We start from the raw sequence: 15,558 nt of genomic DNA on the forward strand, positions 1-15,558 counted from the left end.
CTAGGCGCGGCGGGGCAACAGGTAGCCCAGCAGGAACATCCCGGCGGCGGCCACCACCACCGAGGGGCCGGCCGGGGTGTCCTGGTACCAGGACAGCGTCAGCCCCAGGCACACCGCGGCCATGCCCAGCAGGCTTGCGCCACAGGCCATCTGCTCGGGGCTGCGGGCGTGGCGCTGGGCGGTGGCGGCGGGAATGATCAGCAGCGAGGTGATCAGCAGCACCCCGACGATCTTCATGGCCACGGCGATGACGATGGCCACCAGCAGCATCAGCGCCAGGCGGATCCAGGTCACCGGCAGGCCTTCGACCTGGGCCAGTTCCTCGTGCACGGTGATGGCCAGCAGCGGCCGCCACAGGCAGGCCAGGGCGACCAGCACCAGGGCGCTGCCGCCAAGGATCCAGCGCAGATCGCCGGGACCCACCGCCAGCAGATCGCCGAACAGGTAGCTCATCAGGTCGATGCGCACCTCGTGCATGAACGACAGCGCCACCAGCCCCAGCGACAGGGTGCTGTGGGCGAGGATGCCGAGCAGGGTGTCGGCGGCCAGCCCCCGACGACGCTGCAGCACCACCAGCACCACGGCCAGCGCCAGGCAGCCGACGGTGACGGTCAGGGTCGGGCTGACATCCAGCAAGAAGCCCACGGCGACCCCGAGCAGGGCGGCATGGGACAGGGTGTCGCCGAAATAGGCCATGCGCCGCCAGACCACGAAGGAGCCGAGGGGACCGGCGACAAGGGCGAGGGCGAGACCGGCGAGCAGGGCATACAGCAGAAAATCAGCCATGCTTGCAGTGGGCTCCATGGACATGCGGGGTCTTGACCACGCCGCCATGCAGGTCGTGGGCGTGATCGTGGTGGTGGTGATAGACGGCCAGGTTGCGCGCGCTCTGGCCGAACAGCGCCTGATAGGCCGGATCGCCGCTGACCTGCTCGGGATGGCCCGAGCAGCAGATGTGCCGATTCAGGCAGATCACCTGGTCGGTGGCGCCCATCACCAGGTGCAGGTCGTGGGACACCATCAGCACGCCGCAGCCATGGCGTTCGCGCAACTGGCCGATCAGCCGGTACAGCTCGCTCTGGCCGTTGATGTCGACGCCTTGCACGGGTTCGTCGAGCACCAGCAGCTCGGGCTGGCGGAGCAGGGCGCGGGCCAGCAGCACTCGCTGCAACTCGCCGCCGGAAATGCTCTGCAGAGGGCTGTCGATGACGCCTTCGGCGCCCACTTCGCCCAGGGCGGCCAGGGCACTGGCGCGATTCACGCCTGGCACCAGGCGCAGGAAGCGCAGCACCGACAGCGGCAGGGTGGCATCCACCTGCAGCTTCTGCGGCATGTAGCCGATGCGCAGCCGCGGGCGACGCCAGACGCTGCCGCGATCGGGCGTCAGCAGCCCGAGCACGCTGCGCACCAGGGTGGTCTTGCCGGCGCCATTGGGGCCGATGAGGGTGACGATGCGGCCGGGATCCAGGGTCAGGCTGACCTGCTCGAGCACCGGCTGGCCGGCAAAGGTCACGCCGACCTCCTGCAGCCGGATCAGCGCCTCGCTCATGCCTGCTTCCGGCAGGCGGCGCACTGACCGACCACTTCCACGGTCTGGCCTTCGACCTGGAAGCCCACGGCGCTGGCGCCGTCGAGGATCGCCTGGTGCACGGCCGGCTGTTCCAGCTCGATGCTCACCTGGCAGCTGCGGCAGATCAGGAACTGGCCCTGGTGGGCCTCGCCGGGATGGTTGCAACCGACGAAGGCGTTGAGGGAGGCGATGCGGTGCACCAGGCCGTTCTCGACCAGGAAATCCAGCGCCCGGTAGACGGTGGGCGGGGCAGCGCGGCGGCCGTCCTGCTCGCTGAGCACGGCCAGGATGTCGTAGGCGCCGAGCGGCTTGTGGCTTTGCCAGACCAGCTCCAGCACCCGCTTGCGCAGCTCGGTGAGGCGCACGCCGGCGCGGCTGCAGAGGGCGTCGGCCTCGGCCAGCGCGTGGGCGACGCAGCGCGAATGATCGTGAGGCCGAAAGGCCAGGGGGGCGTCGGTCATGAAACAGTACCTTGGGAGCCAGGACGTTATTATATTGCACCTCTCTTAAGAATCGGGATTTTCACGTGCCGCGCCTCCTACCCCTCGTCGCCTCCCTGCTGCTCGCCTGCACCCTGCTGCCCGCCCAGGCCGAGGTGAAGGTGCTCACCAGCATCAAACCCCTGCAACTGATCGCCGCGGCCATCCAGGACGGCGCCGGCCAGCCCGCCGTGCTGCTGCCGCCGGGTGCCTCGCCGCACCACTACGCCCTGCGGCCCTCGGACCTGCGCCAGGTGCGCGAGGCCCGGCTGGTCTACTGGATCGGCCCGGATCTGGAGGCCTTCCTGCCGGCGGTGCTCAAGGAGCGCCAGGGCCCCAGCCTGGCCGTCCAGGAGCTGCCCGGCCTGCACCTGCGCCGCTTCGGTGCCGAGCATGCGGACGCCCATGACGACGATCACGGCGACGAGCACGAGCACGAGCACGAGCACGCGCACGGCGAGGAGCAGGGCGGCGAGCCCGAATACGCCCACGACCACGATCATCGTCCGGGCAGCCTGGATGCCCATCTCTGGCTGAGTCCGGCCAACGCCCGGGTGATCGCCGCCCGCGTGGCCGCCGACCTGAGCCAGGCCGATCCGGCCAATGCCAGTCGCTACGCCAGCAACCTCAAGGCCTTCGAAAGCGGACTGGCCGCCAAGGACCAGGCCCTGCGCGCCCAGCTGGCGCCGCTGGCCGGCAAGCCCTATTTCGTCTTCCACGAAGCCTTCGACTACTTCGAGGAAGCCTATGGCCTGAGCCATCGCGGCGTCTTCGCCCTGGGCGCCGACGTTCAGCCCGGCGCGCGCCACGTAGCCGCCATGCGCGACGAACTCAAGGCCGTCGGGCCGACCTGCGTCTTCACCGAGCCGCCGCTGCAGCCAAAGATCGCCACTACCCTGAGCAGCGGCCTGCCGGTGACCCTGGTGGAACTCGATCCCCTCGGCGCCCGCATCCCGGCCAACGCCGGCGGCTATGCCCAGCTGCTGCAGAACGTGGCCGACACCCTGGGCGGCTGCCTGGGCAAGCTGCCCTGAGGCCTCGTCCGGCGGCGGATCGGCCGAGGCCACCGTCCGTCGCTCTCGGGCCACTTCGCGGCCGTTCAGCTAGCGTTCAGGACGAGTTCAGGCAGCGTTCAGGGCCATTGGCCTAATCTGCAACTGTCAGATCAGCAACGCCGAGGTCGCCCGGATATGTTCACCCTAGCGCAGCTCCCGCTACGGCAGATCGTCCGGACACTTCGACCCGACCTGGCGATGTTCATCCTTGTAACTCCACTACAGGGTCACCAAGTCAGCTCTGGTCCCCTGTAGCCGTCTCGCGACGGAGCCGTCCCCCAACGGCAGTTTCCGATCCCCATGAAGTGCTCCTTACCTCTCCAACTGGAGAGGTTTTTTTTGCCCGGAACAAAGTCAGTGATCCCAGCCATTCCCTTCCCGCTCTCGCCGCCGGCCGGCTCCAGGCGCCATAATCGGCACCAGGGCGCCGCTGCGCGAAGCACGCGACAGGCGCAGTCGCGGCCAGAGAACGTCTCGTTAGCTGTTCAGGAGTCTGCATGAAGATCCTCGTCGTCGAAGACGAAAACCTGCTGCGCCACCACCTCAAGGTGCGTCTGGGTGAAGCCGGTCATGTCGTCAATGCCGTGGCCGATGCGGAAGAAGCGCTCTACAGCGCCCGCGAATTCCATCACGATCTCGCCATCATCGACCTGGGCCTGCCCGGCATGAGCGGTCTCGATCTGATCCGCCAGCTGCGCAACCAGGGCGCCACCCTGCCGATCCTCATCCTCACCGCCCGCGGCAGCTGGCAGGACAAGGTCGAGGGGCTCGGCGCCGGGGCGGACGACTATGTGGTCAAGCCTTTCCAGTTCGAAGAGCTGGAGGCGCGCCTCAACGTGCTGTTGCGCCGTTCGGCGGGTTTCGTCCAGCCGAGCATCCGCGCCGGTTCGCTCAAGCTCGACCTGGGCCGCCAGCAGGCCTTCAACGAAGAGCAGCCGCTGCAGCTGACCGCCTACGAATACCGCCTGCTGGAATACCTGATGCGCAACCACCAGCAGGTGATCACCAAGGAGCGGCTCATGGAGCAGCTCTACGACGATGACGGCGAGCACGACAGCAACGTCATCGAGGTGCTGGTGGGCCGCCTGCGGCGCAAGCTGGAGGCCAGCTGCCAGATGCAACCCATCGAAACGGTCCGGGGCCGCGGCTACCTGTTCACCGAGCGCTGCCAGTGATCCGTTCCTTTCGCGTGCGGCTGCTGCTCAGCGCGGCCCTGCTGGTCAGCGTCTGCCTGGCGCTGATCGTGCCGGCGATCCGCAACGCCTTCGACCGCACGGTGGAAAACTTCGTCGCCGCGCGGCTGGAGGCCAACGCCAACACCCTGATCGGTGCGGCGCGCGCCATCGACGGCCGGCTGGCGATGCCGGAGATGATCGCCGAAGAGGTTTTCGACCGACCCGGCTCGCCGATCCTCGGCTATGTCTACGACCAGAACGGCCGCCTGCTGTGGCGCTCGCGCTCGGCGATCAAGGAGCGGCCCAACTACAAGCCGACCTTCGACGGCGGCGGGGTCAAGCTGGTCAAGGCCACCGACGACCAGGGGCAGGGCTTCTTCGTCTTCGATCGCGAGGTGCTGCTGGGCAATCCGCCGGTGGCGGGCTTCAGCGTGGTCACCATGCAGCCGGCCGAGGAATACGAGCGGCTGCGCGCCACCTTCCTGCACCAGGTGATTCTCTGGCTGGTGGGGGTGCTGGGCGCCCTGCTGCTGCTGCTGGCGCTGGTCATGCAGTGGAGCCTGCGTCCGCTGCGCCGCCTCAGCCAGCAACTCGATGCGGTGGAGACCGATCAGCGCGAGCTGCTCGACGAAAACAACGTGCCCAGCGAGATCAGCCGGCTGATCCGCTCGCTCAACCGCCTGCTCGATCATGAACGGCTGCAGCGCGAGCGCTATCGCGACACCCTCGGCGATCTCGCCCATAGCCTCAAGACGCCGCTGGCGGTGCTGCAGGGGGTGACCGAGGAATTGCGCCGCCGACCGCAGCTGGACCAGGAGGTCGGCACCCTGCAGACCCAGATCGAGCGCATGAACCAGCAGGTGATGTACCAGCTGCAGCGGGCCACGCGCCAGGGTGGCGCGGTGCTCAGCCGGCCGCTGGAGCTGGCGCCGCTGCTGGAGTCGCTGTTCAGTACCCTGGACAAGGTCTATGCCGAGAAACGCGTCCAGGCGGAAATGGACCTGCCGCCGAATCTGCGGGTGCAGGCCGAGGAAGCCGCCATGCTGGAGGTGTTCGGCAACCTGCTGGAAAACGCCTATCGGCTCTGCCTGACCCAGGTACGGGTCAGCGCCCGCCGGCACACCGAGCACTGGATCCTCGACATCGAGGACGACGGCCCGGGGATTCCCGCCGAGCGCCGCGAGAGCGTGCTGCGCCGCGGCATGCGCATGGACAGCCGGCACCCCGGGCAGGGCATCGGCCTGGCCGTGGTGCAGGACATCCTCGAAGGCTATCGCAGCAGCCTGACCATCGACGAATCGAGTCTGGGCGGCGCCCGCTTCCGCTTCCGCCTGCCAGCGGCCATTTCCCCGGAGCGGCCTTCCTTGGTGCACAATGGCGCCAGGACGTGACCCATGGGTCATGGCTTGCGTCTGCTCCTGATAGTGAAATTCTGTCTGTAAGGACCCCGGCATGAGCCGCGACTGCCGTCATCTCGAATCCCTGTTGCACCACGATATTCCCATCACCAAGGCCCTGGGCCTGGAAGTCCGCGACTGGAGCGAGCAGCGCCTGCAGCTGCATGCCCCGCTGGACGCCAACATCAACCACGCCAGCACCATGTTCGGCGGCAGCCTCTATTGCGTGGCCGTGCTGGCCGGCTGGGGCTGGCTGTACCTGCGCCTGCGCGAAGCCGGCATCGAGGAAGGCCATATCCTCATCCAGGAAGGCCAGATCAGCTATCCGCGACCCATCACCACCGATGCCCTGGCCTATGGCGAGCCGCCCGAGGCGCGCGCCTGGGAACGCTTCGAGACCACCTTCCGCCGCCGCGGTCGTGCGCGTATCACCCTGCAGTCGCGCATCGTCAGCGAGAGTGGCGAGGACGGGGTACGCTTTACCGGTCAGTACGTGCTGCACCGCTGAGAGCGGACGCGGCATAGAAAAAGGGCGACCCTGGGGTCGCCCTTTTTCGTTTCCGTTGCCCGCTCAACCGTGGGAATGCGGTTCGGTCTTGGCCTGCTGGGCGGTATTGGTGTCGGGCAGGTTGTCCGGCGGCACGGCCAGGGCGCGCAGGGCGCCGGACATGATCTCGCTGAAGGTCGGCGCCGAGACCAGGCCACCGAAGTAGCCTTCCTTGGTCGGGGTATCCAGCATCACCGCCAGCACCAGCTTGGGATCGGCCGCCGGCGCCATGCCGACGAACAGCGATCGATAGGCGTGCTCGGTGTAGCTGCCGGAGCCGGCCTTGCGCGCGGTCCCCGACTTGCCAGCCACGTGATAGCCGGGCACCCGGGCGCGGATCACGCCGCCTTCGTCTTCCACCACGTGGTTGAGCATGGCGCGCAGGCGCCGGGCGATGGTTGGGTCCATGGCCTGGACGCTCTGCTGCTTCTGGTCCTTGAGCAGGGTCAGGGGGGTCAGCAGGCCGTCGTTGGCGATCACCGAATAGGCCTGGGCCAATTCGGCGACGTTGACCGCCAGGCTGTAGCCAAAGGACATACTGGCCGTGGCGATCTGCGACCACTTGGTGTGGCCGGGCAGGTAGCCGGCGTTCTCGCCGGGAAAGCCCAGCGCCATGGGATTGCCGAAACCGACCCGGCTGAGCTGTTCGTAGATGGGCAGCGGGCCGATCTGCAGGGCCACCTTGCTCATGCCGATGTTGGACGAGTTGAGCAGCACCCCGGTCATGGTCAGCACGCCGCGCTTGGCCACGTCGTGGATGGTGTGACCGTCGATGGTCATCCAGCCCGGCGCTACGTCCACGGTGCTGTTCTCGTTGAACTTGCCCGAGGCCAGGGCCACCGACATGCTGAACGGCTTGATCACCGAGCCGGGCTCGAAGGCGTCGGTCAGGGTGCGGTTGCGCATGTTGGGGATCTGCAGGGTGGCGCGGTTGTTGGGGTTGTAGGAGGGGAAGTTGGTCATCGCCAGGATCTGGCCGGTCTTGGGATTGACCAGCACGGCCGACCCGGACTGGGCGCCGAACTTCTCCACCGCCGTCTGCAGGGCGCGATAGGCGATGAACTGCAGGCGCAGGTCGATGGACAGGGCCACGTCCTTGCTCGGTTGCGGCTGGCGCACCACGCGGATGTTCTTGACCACCGAGCCGCGCGGATTGATCAGTACCTCGCGCACCCCGCCGCGACCGGCCAGCCAGTCTTCGAAGCCCAGTTCCAGGCCCTCCTGGCCATGGCCGTCGATGTTGACCATGCCGATCACCTGGGCCACCAGGTCGGAGCTGGGGTAGTAGCGCTTGTACTCCTTGATCTGGCGCACCCCGGGCACGCCGAGGGCCATGATGTTCTCGCCGTCGATGGGCGACAGGGCCCGCGCCAGGTAGAGGAAGTGCTTTTCCGGATGGCCGAGGATCAGGTTGCGCAGTTCGGCTTCCGGTTTGTGGATGGCCTGGGCCAGGCGCCCCAGCTGGTCGGCGCTGTCCTGCATCTCGGACGGATTGCACCAGATGGTCACCACCTCGGTGGAAACCGCCAGGGGCGCGCCGTTGCGGTCGGTGATCATGCCGCGGGTCACCGGAATGGCGATGTGGCGCACCGAGCGGCGATCGCCCTGGTCACCCAGGAAGGCGGCATCGAACAGCTTGAGGTAGGTGATGCGGCCGGCGACCACGCAGGTCAGCAGGACCAGCACGACGACCACGACATAGAAGCGATAGCGGGGTGCGGCCGTCATGGCGGCTCCTGCGCGAGAAGAGGGCTTGGGCATGGTCACAACTGGTTACAACCGTCAGGGACGCGCATGGTAACTGCTCCAGCCATCGGCCGGAAACCGCTGGGCGGTCGGGGGCGGTACACTGCGCACATGAGCGACATCCCCCTGCACGATCTTTCCACCCCAACCGTGACCTGCGAGAGCTGTCAGGCCTGGTGCTGCCGCCAGGAAGTCCTGCTGTTCGACGATGCCGGCGTGCCCGCCCGCTACATCGAGGAAGACTGGACCGGTACCCGCATGAAGCGCCTCGACGACGGCTGGTGCGCCGCCCTGGATCGCGAGCAGATGAATTGCAGCATCTACGAGGTGCGGCCCTGGGTCTGCCGGATCTTCGACATGGCCGGCCCGGAATGTCTGGAGGAGCGGGAGGATATGAAAAGGGCGATGGAGAGCGGTGATTTCTGAGCGACTCGCCTGAAAGGCTCGGCCGCCGGGAAGTCTTATCGCGGCCATGGGCCGCTCCTACAGGAGATGAGGCTTCTGTAGGAGCGGCCCACGGCCGCGATAGTCCAAGCCAGAGCGGTCGCTACGGCGCACCGGCATGGCCGCGATCAGGGATTCAACGCAGCTTCTGCGGCTTGTAGGCGCAATACCCCGGGCGCGGGCCGACCCTTGGGTGGTTGCGGCAGGTTTCCGGGCGCTGGTCGTAGATGGTGCACAGCCGCGTCTTGGGATGCAGGTAGACGCAATCGTTGTTGGACAGCCGCACCAGGGTGAAGAGCCCGGTCTTGGCGTTGAGGCGCTCGACCACGCCGTCCTTCTTGAGTCGCTTGGCGATGTCCTTGAGCGGCTCGCCCTTCTCGAATTCGTCCACCACGCCCATGCGGATCAGATCGGACAGGCGGGCTTCCACCGGCAGGGTGCAGCAGCTGGACACGCAGTCCAGGCACATGGCCCTGTCGTAACGGATCCAGGTTTCGGTACGATCGAGATCGGCCCCGAGAATGCGCAGTATCTGAGCCATGGCTTACTCGGCGAAGGTGACCTGACCATCGGCCAGGGAGGCGACGCGGGCCAGGGATTCGACGCGATAGCCCTGGGCGTCGAGTTCGGCGCGACCGACCTGGAAGGACTTCTCGATGACGATGCCCAGCCCTGCGACCTGGGCCCCGGCCTGACCGATGATGGAGATCAGCGCCTTGGCCGCCTTACCGTTGGCGAGGAAGTCGTCGATGATCAGCACCCGGTCGTCGGATGACAGATGCATGGTCGAGACGGCTATGGTGCTCTCCGTCTGCTTGGTAAAGGAATAGACGCTGGCCACCAGCAGGTTGTCGGTCAGGGTCAGCGACTGGTGCTTGCGGGCGAAGATCACCGGCACGCCCAGCTCCAGTCCGGTCAGCACCGCCGGGGCGATCCCCGAGGCTTCGATGGTCACGATCTTGGTGATGCCGGCGTCGGCGAAGCGGCGGGCGAACTCCTGACCGATGTCGCGCATCAGCGCCGGATCGATCTGGTGGTTGAGGAAGGCATCGACCTTGAGCACCTGCTCGGAGAGTACTTGGCCTTCGCTGCGAATCTTGGCTTTGAGGCGTTCCACGCGGACGGTCCTTTAACGGCAACGCCCGGGCCTGAGTGCAGGACCGGGTCTGGGAATACGGGAGGGCGGCGATTGTGCCCTATCTTTCAAGAAAGTCGTTAGTTTGCCGACAAATCGTCCTATAGCTATCCGCAACGGATAGCCGACGCTTGCCGGTGGCTGGCACAGGAGTGGTCGAACATGGGTGTTTTGTTGTCACCGGGTATGCGCGTGCTGAGCCAGTTCGGCTTCGCCCGCAAGTTCGCCCTGCTGCTGGTGCTGTTCATCCTGCCGCTGGCGGTCAGTCTCTGGCTGCTGGGCGCCGATTTCCAGGCCAAGCTGGCCACTGTCAGTGGCGAGCGCAGTGGCGTGCGACTGCTGCAACGGCTGGATGCCGTGGAAGAAGAACTCACCCTCCGGCGCAACCTGACCGCGCGCTGGAAGGCGATCGACACCAGTCGCCAGGAGACGCCGGCCGTGCAGGCCGCCATAGCCGCTCTGGAAAGTCGCAACGACAGTCGGCGCGAGCGGCTCGCCCAGCTCGGACAGCAACTGGAGAGCGAAGGGGCCGGCGCCGATGTGCAGGCGCGCTTCAAGACCCTGCAGCAGGCGCTCGCCGGGCTGGAGGTCAGCGATCTGCGCAGCCTGGGCTGGTGGCCGGACGGCTACGACAGATTCACCGCCGCCCTGGGCGCCGTGCAGGCGCTGCGCGAGGAGATCGCCCTGGACAGCGGCCTCATCCTCGATCCCTGGATGGAAACCTACCTGCTGATGCAGATCGGCACCACCCAGTCGGTCGAGTTGTACGAGCGCCTCGGCCGCCTGGCCAGCGTTGGTCAGGCCAGTGTGGTCTCCGGCCAGTTCAGCCTGCAGAGCCGCCTGCAGTTGCGCGACCTGCGCGCCCGCGTCGGTGATTCCAGCGAGAGCCTGGCCAAGGTCGCGGTGCTGCTCGGCAGCAAGCTGCCCGCCGACATGGCCAGCTGGAAGGACGACTACCAGAAGCTCAGCAGCCAGCTGGACGCCAGTCTCAAGACCCTCGATCAGGGAGTGTTCGGCGGCGAGATCACGCTCAAGCCGGAGCAGTTCGAAACCACGCTGGACGGGGTTCTGCAGGGGCTGCAGACCTTCCGCCAGCAGACCCTGAAGAACCTGGACCAACGGCTGCAATACTATGGCGCCGATGCCGTGCGCAGCTTTGCCGCCATCGCCGCCGGCTTCGGCCTGCTGCTGGTGGTGACCTGCTACCTGCTGCTGTGCATGCAGGCCGCCATTCGCGGCAGCGCCCGGCGCATCACCAACTTGGCCGAAGGCCTGCGTGACGGCGACCTGACCCGTTCGGCCCAGGTGACTGGCCAGGACGAACTGGCCGAGATCGGCCGCGCACTGGACCTGGCCGTGGTGCAGCTGCGCGGCAGTCTGCAGGCGGTCGAGCAGGAGAGTCGCCAGGTGGGCACGGCGTCCGGGGAGCTGGGTCAGCAGGCCGAGGCGGCGCTGGGCGCCGTCGAAGCCCAGCGCCAGCAGATCACCCAGATCGCCACCGCCGCCACCGAACTGGCCGCCACCGCCCAGGGCGTGGCCCAGAGTTGCGAAGAGGCCGCCGGGCGCGCCGAGCAGATGCGCGGCATCGCCGAGGCCAGCCAGAGTGACAGTCGCCAGACCACCGCCAGCATCCAGCGCCTCAACCAGCGCCTGGACGAGACAGCTGCGGCCATGGCCCAGGTCAATGCCCAGGCCGGGCAGATCCAGCAGGTGGTGGACGTCATCCGCGGCATCGCCGAACAGACCAACCTGCTGGCGCTCAACGCCGCCATCGAGGCGGCCCGGGCCGGTGACCAGGGAAGGGGCTTCGCGGTGGTCGCCGACGAGGTACGTTCGCTGTCGCAGCGCACCCAGGCTTCCACGGCGCAGATCGCCGGGACCGTTGGCAGCCTGAGCGGCACCGTGGCCCAGGCCGTGTCCCTGATGCAGGAGGCCTGCGGCCAGGCCGCCAGCGATGCCCAGTCGATCATCGGGCTGGGGCGGCGGCTGGAAGAGATCGCCGAGTCGGTGCAGGGCGTCTCCGACACCCTGGTGCAGATCGCCACCGCCGCCGAACAGCAGGCGGTCACCGCCGACCAGGTCAGTGGCAATATCCAGCAGATCGATGGGGCCGCGGCCGATCTGCTCGGCAATGCGCGCACGGTGCAGAGCACGGCGGTGGGTCTGGAGGCGGGCAGCCGCACCCTGACGGCCAACACCACCCGCTTCCGCCTGGGCTAGCACGCAAAAGGGGCGCCTTTCAGGGCGCCCCTTTTGCTCAAAGCTTTATGATCAGGCCCGGGTATCGAGCAGCCGGCCCAGGGTTTCCTGCGAGGCCTGCATGACCTTGGTACCGGCCAGCGCCTGGTACTTGCCGACATCCAGATTGACCAGCTCGCTGGCCAGATCGGCCTGGCTGTTGGTGGTCGCGCCCAGGGCTTCCTGTTCGTTGCGCGCCGTCTGGGAGGCGAGGGCGGCACCGGCCTTTTCGACCGTACGGCTACCGTTCTGGTAGGCCTGCACCCCGGCATAGAGCGAATTGCTTGAAGTCACGTTCATGGACAGGGTCCTCGACGGTGATGTCAAAGGGCTATTGAAGCAGCTTTGACGCCAAAGAACCAGCAGTCCCTGTCACCGCCTGTGTCCGGCTATTGCTGGATCGTCGCCCGATTGCCCTGCCCGCTCTGGCGCAGGTCGAGGCTGTTGCCCGCACCGACCTGACTGATGGAGGCGTACTGGCTGGCGCCCTGCTGGCTGACGCTGACCTGGGCGTCGCTGGCCAGTCCCGCCTGCAGCAGATGGCCATCGCCCAGTTGCTCGACACTCAGCTCGAGGTTGTCGCCCACCCCGACCGCACTGATCTCGTTGTCGTTGCCCTGGGTAGTCAGGGTCAGGCGCGAATCCTCACCGCCGATCAGGACGCCGGCGCTGTTGCGATTGCCCTGCTGTTGCAGCTCGAGGCGGTTGCCATTGCCGGTCAGATTCACCTGGACGGCATTGTCGTCGCCGAGTTGCCGCGCGCTGACGCGCTGGGGGCTGGCGTCGAGGCCGTTCTGCTGCACCGCCGCCTGGTTGCGGTTGCCGATCTGGATCAGCTGGACGTCCTGCTGCCGCGCGCCCTGGCGAGCGCCAGCGCGGTTGTCGTCGCCGCGCTGCTCGACCACCGCCCGGTTGGCGGTGCCGCCCTGCAGCAGCTCGACCTCGTTGCGCGCGCCCAGGCTCAGCACCTCTTGGAGGTGATCCTCGCCCACCTGCCTGAGTCGCGCCGCGCTGTCGCGACCGTCCTGGAACAGATTCAGCCCGTTGCGCGCGCCCTCCTGCTCGATGCGCAGCCGCTGGTCGTCACCGCCCTGGCGCACCAGGGCTTCGTCGAGCAGGCCGCGCTGGACGATCTCCACCGTATTGCGCTGGCCATGGCCCTGGTAGACATAGGCGTGGCTCTGGCTGGCTTCGCCCTGGTCGATGCTGACCTCGCGCGCGCCACCGGCCGCCTGGGTGACATTGGTGAAGTTGCCCACGCCGCCCTGCTCGACGCGGGTACGGTCGCCCTGGGAGGCGCTCTGGGTGAGATAGGCCTGGCTGGCACGACCGCTCTGGCTGACCTCCAGGGTGCCCTGGCGGGTATCCGGCGCCTGGCTCAGGAAGGCGCCGAGGCGCTCGCCGCGCTGCTCCACGCGGGTCTGGTTGTCCAGCGCCCAGGTGGTGCTGGTCAGGCCGAGCAGGCCCAGGCAGGTCAGGAACTTGAAGGTAGGCACTCGGGCGATCCGGCAGCGGCAGACAGGGCAGTCTGCCGCCGGCCTGGCCCACCGGCCATCGCCCGAAAGACTGATATCAGCCGGGCAGGCGCAGGTGCGCGGCGACCGCCGCCGGCGTGGCCGCGGCCAGGTACGGCACCGTGCCCAGGCAGGGCGCCGGCAGGCGTTCGTGCAGGGTGGCCAGGTTGTCGTCCAGGCGCAGGGTGGCCGGTGCCACCAGGTTGGCCACCCAGCCGGCCAGGGTCAGGCCGTCGGCGAGGATGGCCTCGGCGCTGAGCAGAGCGTGGTTGATGCAACCCAGGCGCACGCCCACCACCAGAACGACCGGCAGACCCAGCTCGCGGGCCAGATCGGACAGGGACTCGCGGCCGGCCAGGGGCACGCGCCAGCCGCCGGCGCCTTCCACCAGGGTGAAGTCGGCCTCTAGCGCCAGGATCCGCCGCACCGGGGCGGCCAGGGCGGCGACGCTGAGGTCGATGCCGGCTTCGCGGGCTGCCAGATGCGGGGCGATGGCGGGTTCCAGGGCGATGGGATTGATGTCGGCGTAGTCGAGCGGCAGCGAGGTCTCGCCGAGCAGGGCCAGGGCGTCGCCGTTGCGCAGGCCCGCGGCGGTCCGTTCGCAGCCGGAGGCCACCGGCTTGACCCCGGCGGTGGCGAGACCCTGCAGCCGGGCCCGGTGCAGCAGGCCGGCGGCGATGGTGGTCTTGCCGATCTCGGTGTCGGTGCCGGTGACGAAGTAGGCGGACATGGGGGTCATTCCTTGCGCAGCAGGACGTGGATCACCTGGTAGGTGGCGGGCAGGCCGGTGGGCTCGCGCAGGCTCTCGTAGGCCTGGGTGAAGGCGGCCAGGCGCTGGCGACCGGTGAGGCCCTGGGGACGTCCCTGGTTGAGGTTGTGGGCGCCGATGGCCTTGAGGTGCTGGGTCAGGGCGCGCAGATCGGGGAAGTGCAGCCGCTCGGGCGCGACCTCCAGCGTCAGCCGCTGCAGGCCGCTGGCCTGGGCGGCGGCGACATAGGCCGTCTGGGGGCGGAAGCGATTGACGTGCACCTGGTCGTCCACCCGGGCCCAGCTCTGGCGCAGTTCGTCGAGGGTGCCGGCGACCAGGCTGCTGAAGGCCAGCACGCCACCCGGGCGCAGGATGCGCCGCGCCTCGGCGAGCACCCTGGGCAGATCCGGGCACCACTGCAGGGCCAGGCTGGAGACGATGAGATCGCAGCTCTCCGCCCGCAGCGGCAGGCGTTCGGCGTCGGCGGTGAGGTAGTGCCGGGCACCGGCGCCCTGGGCGCGGGCGTGGCGGAGCATGCCGGGCGCCAGATCCAGGGCCAGGCCTTCGGCCTGCGGATAACGGCGGGCCAGGGCGCGACTGCAATAGCCGGTGCCACTGCCCAGGTCCAGCCAGCGTTGCGGGTCAAGCCAGACTTGCTTGTCTAGAGCGTGTAGCCGGGCGAAGAGGCCGTCGGCGACCCGGCGTTGCAGCAGGGCGGCGCCGTCGTACTGCGCGGCGGCGCGGGAAAAGGACAGCGCCACCTGGCGCTTGTCGGGCAATACGTCAGCCATCGCGTCCTGCATAGATGAATTCACGGATACGGGTGGCCACCTCGTCCGGGCGTTCCAGGGGCAGGCCATGGCTGGCGTGCTCCAGGACCTCGACCTGGGCGTTGGGCAGCTCGTCGCGCAGGGCCTGGGCCGCCGCGGCCGGCACCAGGGCGTCGTGGGCGCCGAACAGGTGCAGCTGGGGACCGCTGAAGGCCTGCAGGGCGGAGCGGGTGTCCAGGCGTGCCAGCAACTCCAGGCCGGCGATGACCACCTCGGGCTCGATCTCCGGCAGGGTCACCTGCAACTGGCGGGCGAGGGTGCGGCTGTCGCGGGCGCCCTGGGCCACCAGCAGGGTGAAGCGCCTGAGGGTCTGCTCGGCATCCAGCGAGCAGGCCTCGAAGAAGTCGGTGAAGACGCTGCGCGCCATGGCGGTCTGCCAGCCGGCGCGGGCGACGAAGCAGGGATTGCTGGCCAGGGTGATGAGACCGTGCACGCCCTGGGGGCGGCGCAGGGTGAATTCGCTGGCGAGCATGCCGCCCAGCGACCAGCCGGCCAGCCAGCCGCCTTCGGCGATGCGGGCTTCCAGGTCGGTGAACCAGTCCTGGGTGTCGGCCAGGGCCGGCAGCGGCTCGATCAGCACGTCGAGAAAGGGTGCCTGCTCGACGAGTTCGTCACGCAGGGGCTCCAGCGGAGCACTGCCCAGGCCCCAGCCGGGCAGCAAGATCAGGGTATCGCGCATT

The 15,558-nt window shown here is 68.2% G+C and carries 17 protein-coding genes; 6 read left to right on the forward strand and 11 right to left on the reverse strand.

Translation table 11 applies throughout. The features are described 5' to 3' along the window. The 3 genes from znuB to PSK12I2_RS0104100 are packed head-to-tail and all read right to left on the reverse strand — an operon-like array spanning nucleotide 1 to nucleotide 2,031. Complete coding sequence (znuB, locus tag PSK12I2_RS0104090; protein ID WP_017642327.1) at nucleotides 1–786, reverse strand: zinc ABC transporter permease subunit ZnuB; 786 nt, start codon at nucleotides 784–786, stop codon at nucleotides 1–3. Then, nucleotides 779–1,549 carry a zinc ABC transporter ATP-binding protein ZnuC gene (znuC, locus tag PSK12I2_RS0104095; protein ID WP_027597409.1) on the reverse strand — a complete coding sequence of 257 codons (771 nt, stop codon included), beginning with the start codon at nucleotides 1,547–1,549 and terminating at the stop codon, nucleotides 779–781. The genes znuB and znuC overlap by 8 nt, the downstream gene beginning before the upstream one ends. Then, nucleotides 1,546–2,031, reverse strand: coding sequence for a Fur family transcriptional regulator (locus PSK12I2_RS0104100; RefSeq protein ID WP_027597410.1), 486 nt, complete (start codon nucleotides 2,029–2,031; stop codon nucleotides 1,546–1,548). Before PSK12I2_RS0104100 ends, znuC begins: the two co-directional genes overlap by 4 nt. A 65-nt stretch (nucleotides 2,032–2,096) precedes the next feature. On the opposite strand from PSK12I2_RS0104100, the gene znuA reads away from it, so the two are divergent. From znuA to PSK12I2_RS0104120, 4 genes are all read left to right on the forward strand, one after another. Continuing rightward, nucleotides 2,097–3,083: a zinc ABC transporter substrate-binding protein ZnuA gene (gene znuA / locus PSK12I2_RS0104105; RefSeq protein ID WP_027597411.1), complete on the forward strand. Its 987-nt coding sequence runs from the start codon at nucleotides 2,097–2,099 to the stop codon at nucleotides 3,081–3,083. A gap of 518 nt (nucleotides 3,084–3,601) precedes the next feature. Continuing rightward, on the forward strand, nucleotides 3,602–4,279 hold the full coding sequence (locus PSK12I2_RS0104110) for a response regulator transcription factor (protein ID WP_007159882.1): 678 nt from the start codon (nucleotides 3,602–3,604) through the stop codon (nucleotides 4,277–4,279). After that, nucleotides 4,276–5,670 (forward strand): ATP-binding protein, encoded by a 1,395-nt coding sequence (locus tag PSK12I2_RS23660; RefSeq protein WP_028700289.1) that lies wholly within the window; start codon nucleotides 4,276–4,278, stop codon nucleotides 5,668–5,670. The genes PSK12I2_RS0104110 and PSK12I2_RS23660 overlap by 4 nt, the downstream gene beginning before the upstream one ends. Before the next feature lie 61 nt (nucleotides 5,671–5,731). Then, nucleotides 5,732–6,184, forward strand: a complete 453-nt coding sequence (locus tag PSK12I2_RS0104120; RefSeq protein WP_007159880.1) for a thioesterase domain-containing protein — start codon at nucleotides 5,732–5,734, stop codon at nucleotides 6,182–6,184. Between the two features lie 63 nt (nucleotides 6,185–6,247). Here the strand turns inward: PSK12I2_RS0104120 and PSK12I2_RS0104125 are convergent, their stop codons facing one another. Continuing rightward, nucleotides 6,248–7,951 carry a penicillin-binding protein 2 gene (locus PSK12I2_RS0104125; protein WP_027597412.1) on the reverse strand — a complete coding sequence of 568 codons (1,704 nt, stop codon included), beginning with the start codon at nucleotides 7,949–7,951 and terminating at the stop codon, nucleotides 6,248–6,250. A 129-nt stretch (nucleotides 7,952–8,080) separates the two neighbouring features. On the opposite strand from PSK12I2_RS0104125, the gene PSK12I2_RS0104130 reads away from it, so the two are divergent. Beyond that, nucleotides 8,081–8,395 carry a YkgJ family cysteine cluster protein gene (locus PSK12I2_RS0104130; RefSeq protein WP_027597413.1) on the forward strand — a complete coding sequence of 105 codons (315 nt, stop codon included), beginning with the start codon at nucleotides 8,081–8,083 and terminating at the stop codon, nucleotides 8,393–8,395. 154 nt (nucleotides 8,396–8,549) lie between these two features. Here PSK12I2_RS0104130 and PSK12I2_RS0104135 read toward each other — a convergent pair whose 3' ends face one another. Further along, on the reverse strand, nucleotides 8,550–8,954 hold the full coding sequence (locus PSK12I2_RS0104135) for a YkgJ family cysteine cluster protein (RefSeq protein ID WP_027597414.1): 405 nt from the start codon (nucleotides 8,952–8,954) through the stop codon (nucleotides 8,550–8,552). Nucleotides 8,955–8,957: 3 nt separating this feature from the next. Continuing rightward, nucleotides 8,958–9,530 carry a xanthine phosphoribosyltransferase gene (locus PSK12I2_RS0104140; RefSeq protein WP_027597415.1) on the reverse strand — a complete coding sequence of 191 codons (573 nt, stop codon included), beginning with the start codon at nucleotides 9,528–9,530 and terminating at the stop codon, nucleotides 8,958–8,960. Between the two features lie 180 nt (nucleotides 9,531–9,710). Between PSK12I2_RS0104140 and PSK12I2_RS0104145 the strand changes: the two genes are divergently transcribed. After that, nucleotides 9,711–11,768 carry a methyl-accepting chemotaxis protein gene (locus tag PSK12I2_RS0104145; protein WP_027597416.1) on the forward strand — a complete coding sequence of 686 codons (2,058 nt, stop codon included), beginning with the start codon at nucleotides 9,711–9,713 and terminating at the stop codon, nucleotides 11,766–11,768. 51 nt (nucleotides 11,769–11,819) lie between these two features. Here PSK12I2_RS0104145 and PSK12I2_RS0104150 read toward each other — a convergent pair whose 3' ends face one another. The 5 genes from PSK12I2_RS0104150 to PSK12I2_RS0104170 all read right to left on the reverse strand — a co-directional run bounded on the left by PSK12I2_RS0104150 (nucleotide 11,820) and on the right by PSK12I2_RS0104170 (nucleotide 15,557). Beyond that, nucleotides 11,820–12,086: a hypothetical protein gene (locus tag PSK12I2_RS0104150; RefSeq protein WP_027597417.1), complete on the reverse strand. Its 267-nt coding sequence runs from the start codon at nucleotides 12,084–12,086 to the stop codon at nucleotides 11,820–11,822. Nucleotides 12,087–12,175: 89 nt separating this feature from the next. Beyond that, nucleotides 12,176–13,282, reverse strand: a complete 1,107-nt coding sequence (locus tag PSK12I2_RS0104155) for a curlin (RefSeq protein ID WP_027597418.1) — start codon at nucleotides 13,280–13,282, stop codon at nucleotides 12,176–12,178. 76 nt (nucleotides 13,283–13,358) lie between these two features. Beyond that, a complete protein-coding gene (gene bioD / locus PSK12I2_RS0104160; RefSeq protein WP_027597419.1) occupies nucleotides 13,359–14,030 on the reverse strand; it encodes a dethiobiotin synthase in 672 nt (223 codons plus the stop codon). 5 nt (nucleotides 14,031–14,035) lie between these two features. Next, a complete protein-coding gene (gene bioC, locus PSK12I2_RS0104165) occupies nucleotides 14,036–14,851 on the reverse strand; it encodes a malonyl-ACP O-methyltransferase BioC (protein WP_027597420.1) in 816 nt (271 codons plus the stop codon). Beyond that, complete coding sequence (locus tag PSK12I2_RS0104170; RefSeq protein ID WP_027597421.1) at nucleotides 14,832–15,557, reverse strand: alpha/beta fold hydrolase; 726 nt, start codon at nucleotides 15,555–15,557, stop codon at nucleotides 14,832–14,834. Before PSK12I2_RS0104170 ends, bioC begins: the two co-directional genes overlap by 20 nt. Between the last annotated feature and the right edge of the window lies 1 nt (nucleotide 15,558).

The organism is Pseudomonas sp. MOIL14HWK12:I2 (assembly GCF_000510745.1).
In the GTDB taxonomy this organism is placed as follows: Bacteria; Pseudomonadota; Gammaproteobacteria; order Pseudomonadales; family Pseudomonadaceae; genus Chryseomonas; species Chryseomonas oryzihabitans.

What these genes read in the sequence shown, in the direction of transcription:
- PSK12I2_RS0104150 (WP_027597417.1), bottom strand. Translation starts at nt 12,086, where the DNA reads ATGAACGTGACTTCAAGCAATTCGCTCTATGCCGGGGTGCAGGCCTAC.
- PSK12I2_RS0104130 (WP_027597413.1), top strand. Translation starts at nt 8,081, where the DNA reads ATGAGCGACATCCCCCTGCACGATCTTTCCACCCCAACCGTGACCTGC.
- PSK12I2_RS0104170 (WP_027597421.1), bottom strand. Translation starts at nt 15,557, where the DNA reads ATGCGCGATACCCTGATCTTGCTGCCCGGCTGGGGCCTGGGCAGTGCT.
- znuC (WP_027597409.1), bottom strand. Translation starts at nt 1,549, where the DNA reads ATGAGCGAGGCGCTGATCCGGCTGCAGGAGGTCGGCGTGACCTTTGCC.
- bioC (WP_027597420.1), bottom strand. Translation starts at nt 14,851, where the DNA reads ATGCAGGACGCGATGGCTGACGTATTGCCCGACAAGCGCCAGGTGGCG.
- PSK12I2_RS0104125 (WP_027597412.1), bottom strand. Translation starts at nt 7,951, where the DNA reads ATGACGGCCGCACCCCGCTATCGCTTCTATGTCGTGGTCGTCGTGCTG.
- PSK12I2_RS0104145 (WP_027597416.1), top strand. Translation starts at nt 9,711, where the DNA reads ATGGGTGTTTTGTTGTCACCGGGTATGCGCGTGCTGAGCCAGTTCGGC.
- bioD (WP_027597419.1), bottom strand. Translation starts at nt 14,030, where the DNA reads ATGTCCGCCTACTTCGTCACCGGCACCGACACCGAGATCGGCAAGACC.
- PSK12I2_RS0104135 (WP_027597414.1), bottom strand. Translation starts at nt 8,954, where the DNA reads ATGGCTCAGATACTGCGCATTCTCGGGGCCGATCTCGATCGTACCGAA.
- PSK12I2_RS0104100 (WP_027597410.1), bottom strand. Translation starts at nt 2,031, where the DNA reads ATGACCGACGCCCCCCTGGCCTTTCGGCCTCACGATCATTCGCGCTGC.
- PSK12I2_RS0104110 (WP_007159882.1), top strand. Translation starts at nt 3,602, where the DNA reads ATGAAGATCCTCGTCGTCGAAGACGAAAACCTGCTGCGCCACCACCTC.
- PSK12I2_RS0104120 (WP_007159880.1), top strand. Translation starts at nt 5,732, where the DNA reads ATGAGCCGCGACTGCCGTCATCTCGAATCCCTGTTGCACCACGATATT.
- znuB (WP_017642327.1), bottom strand. Translation starts at nt 786, where the DNA reads ATGGCTGATTTTCTGCTGTATGCCCTGCTCGCCGGTCTCGCCCTCGCC.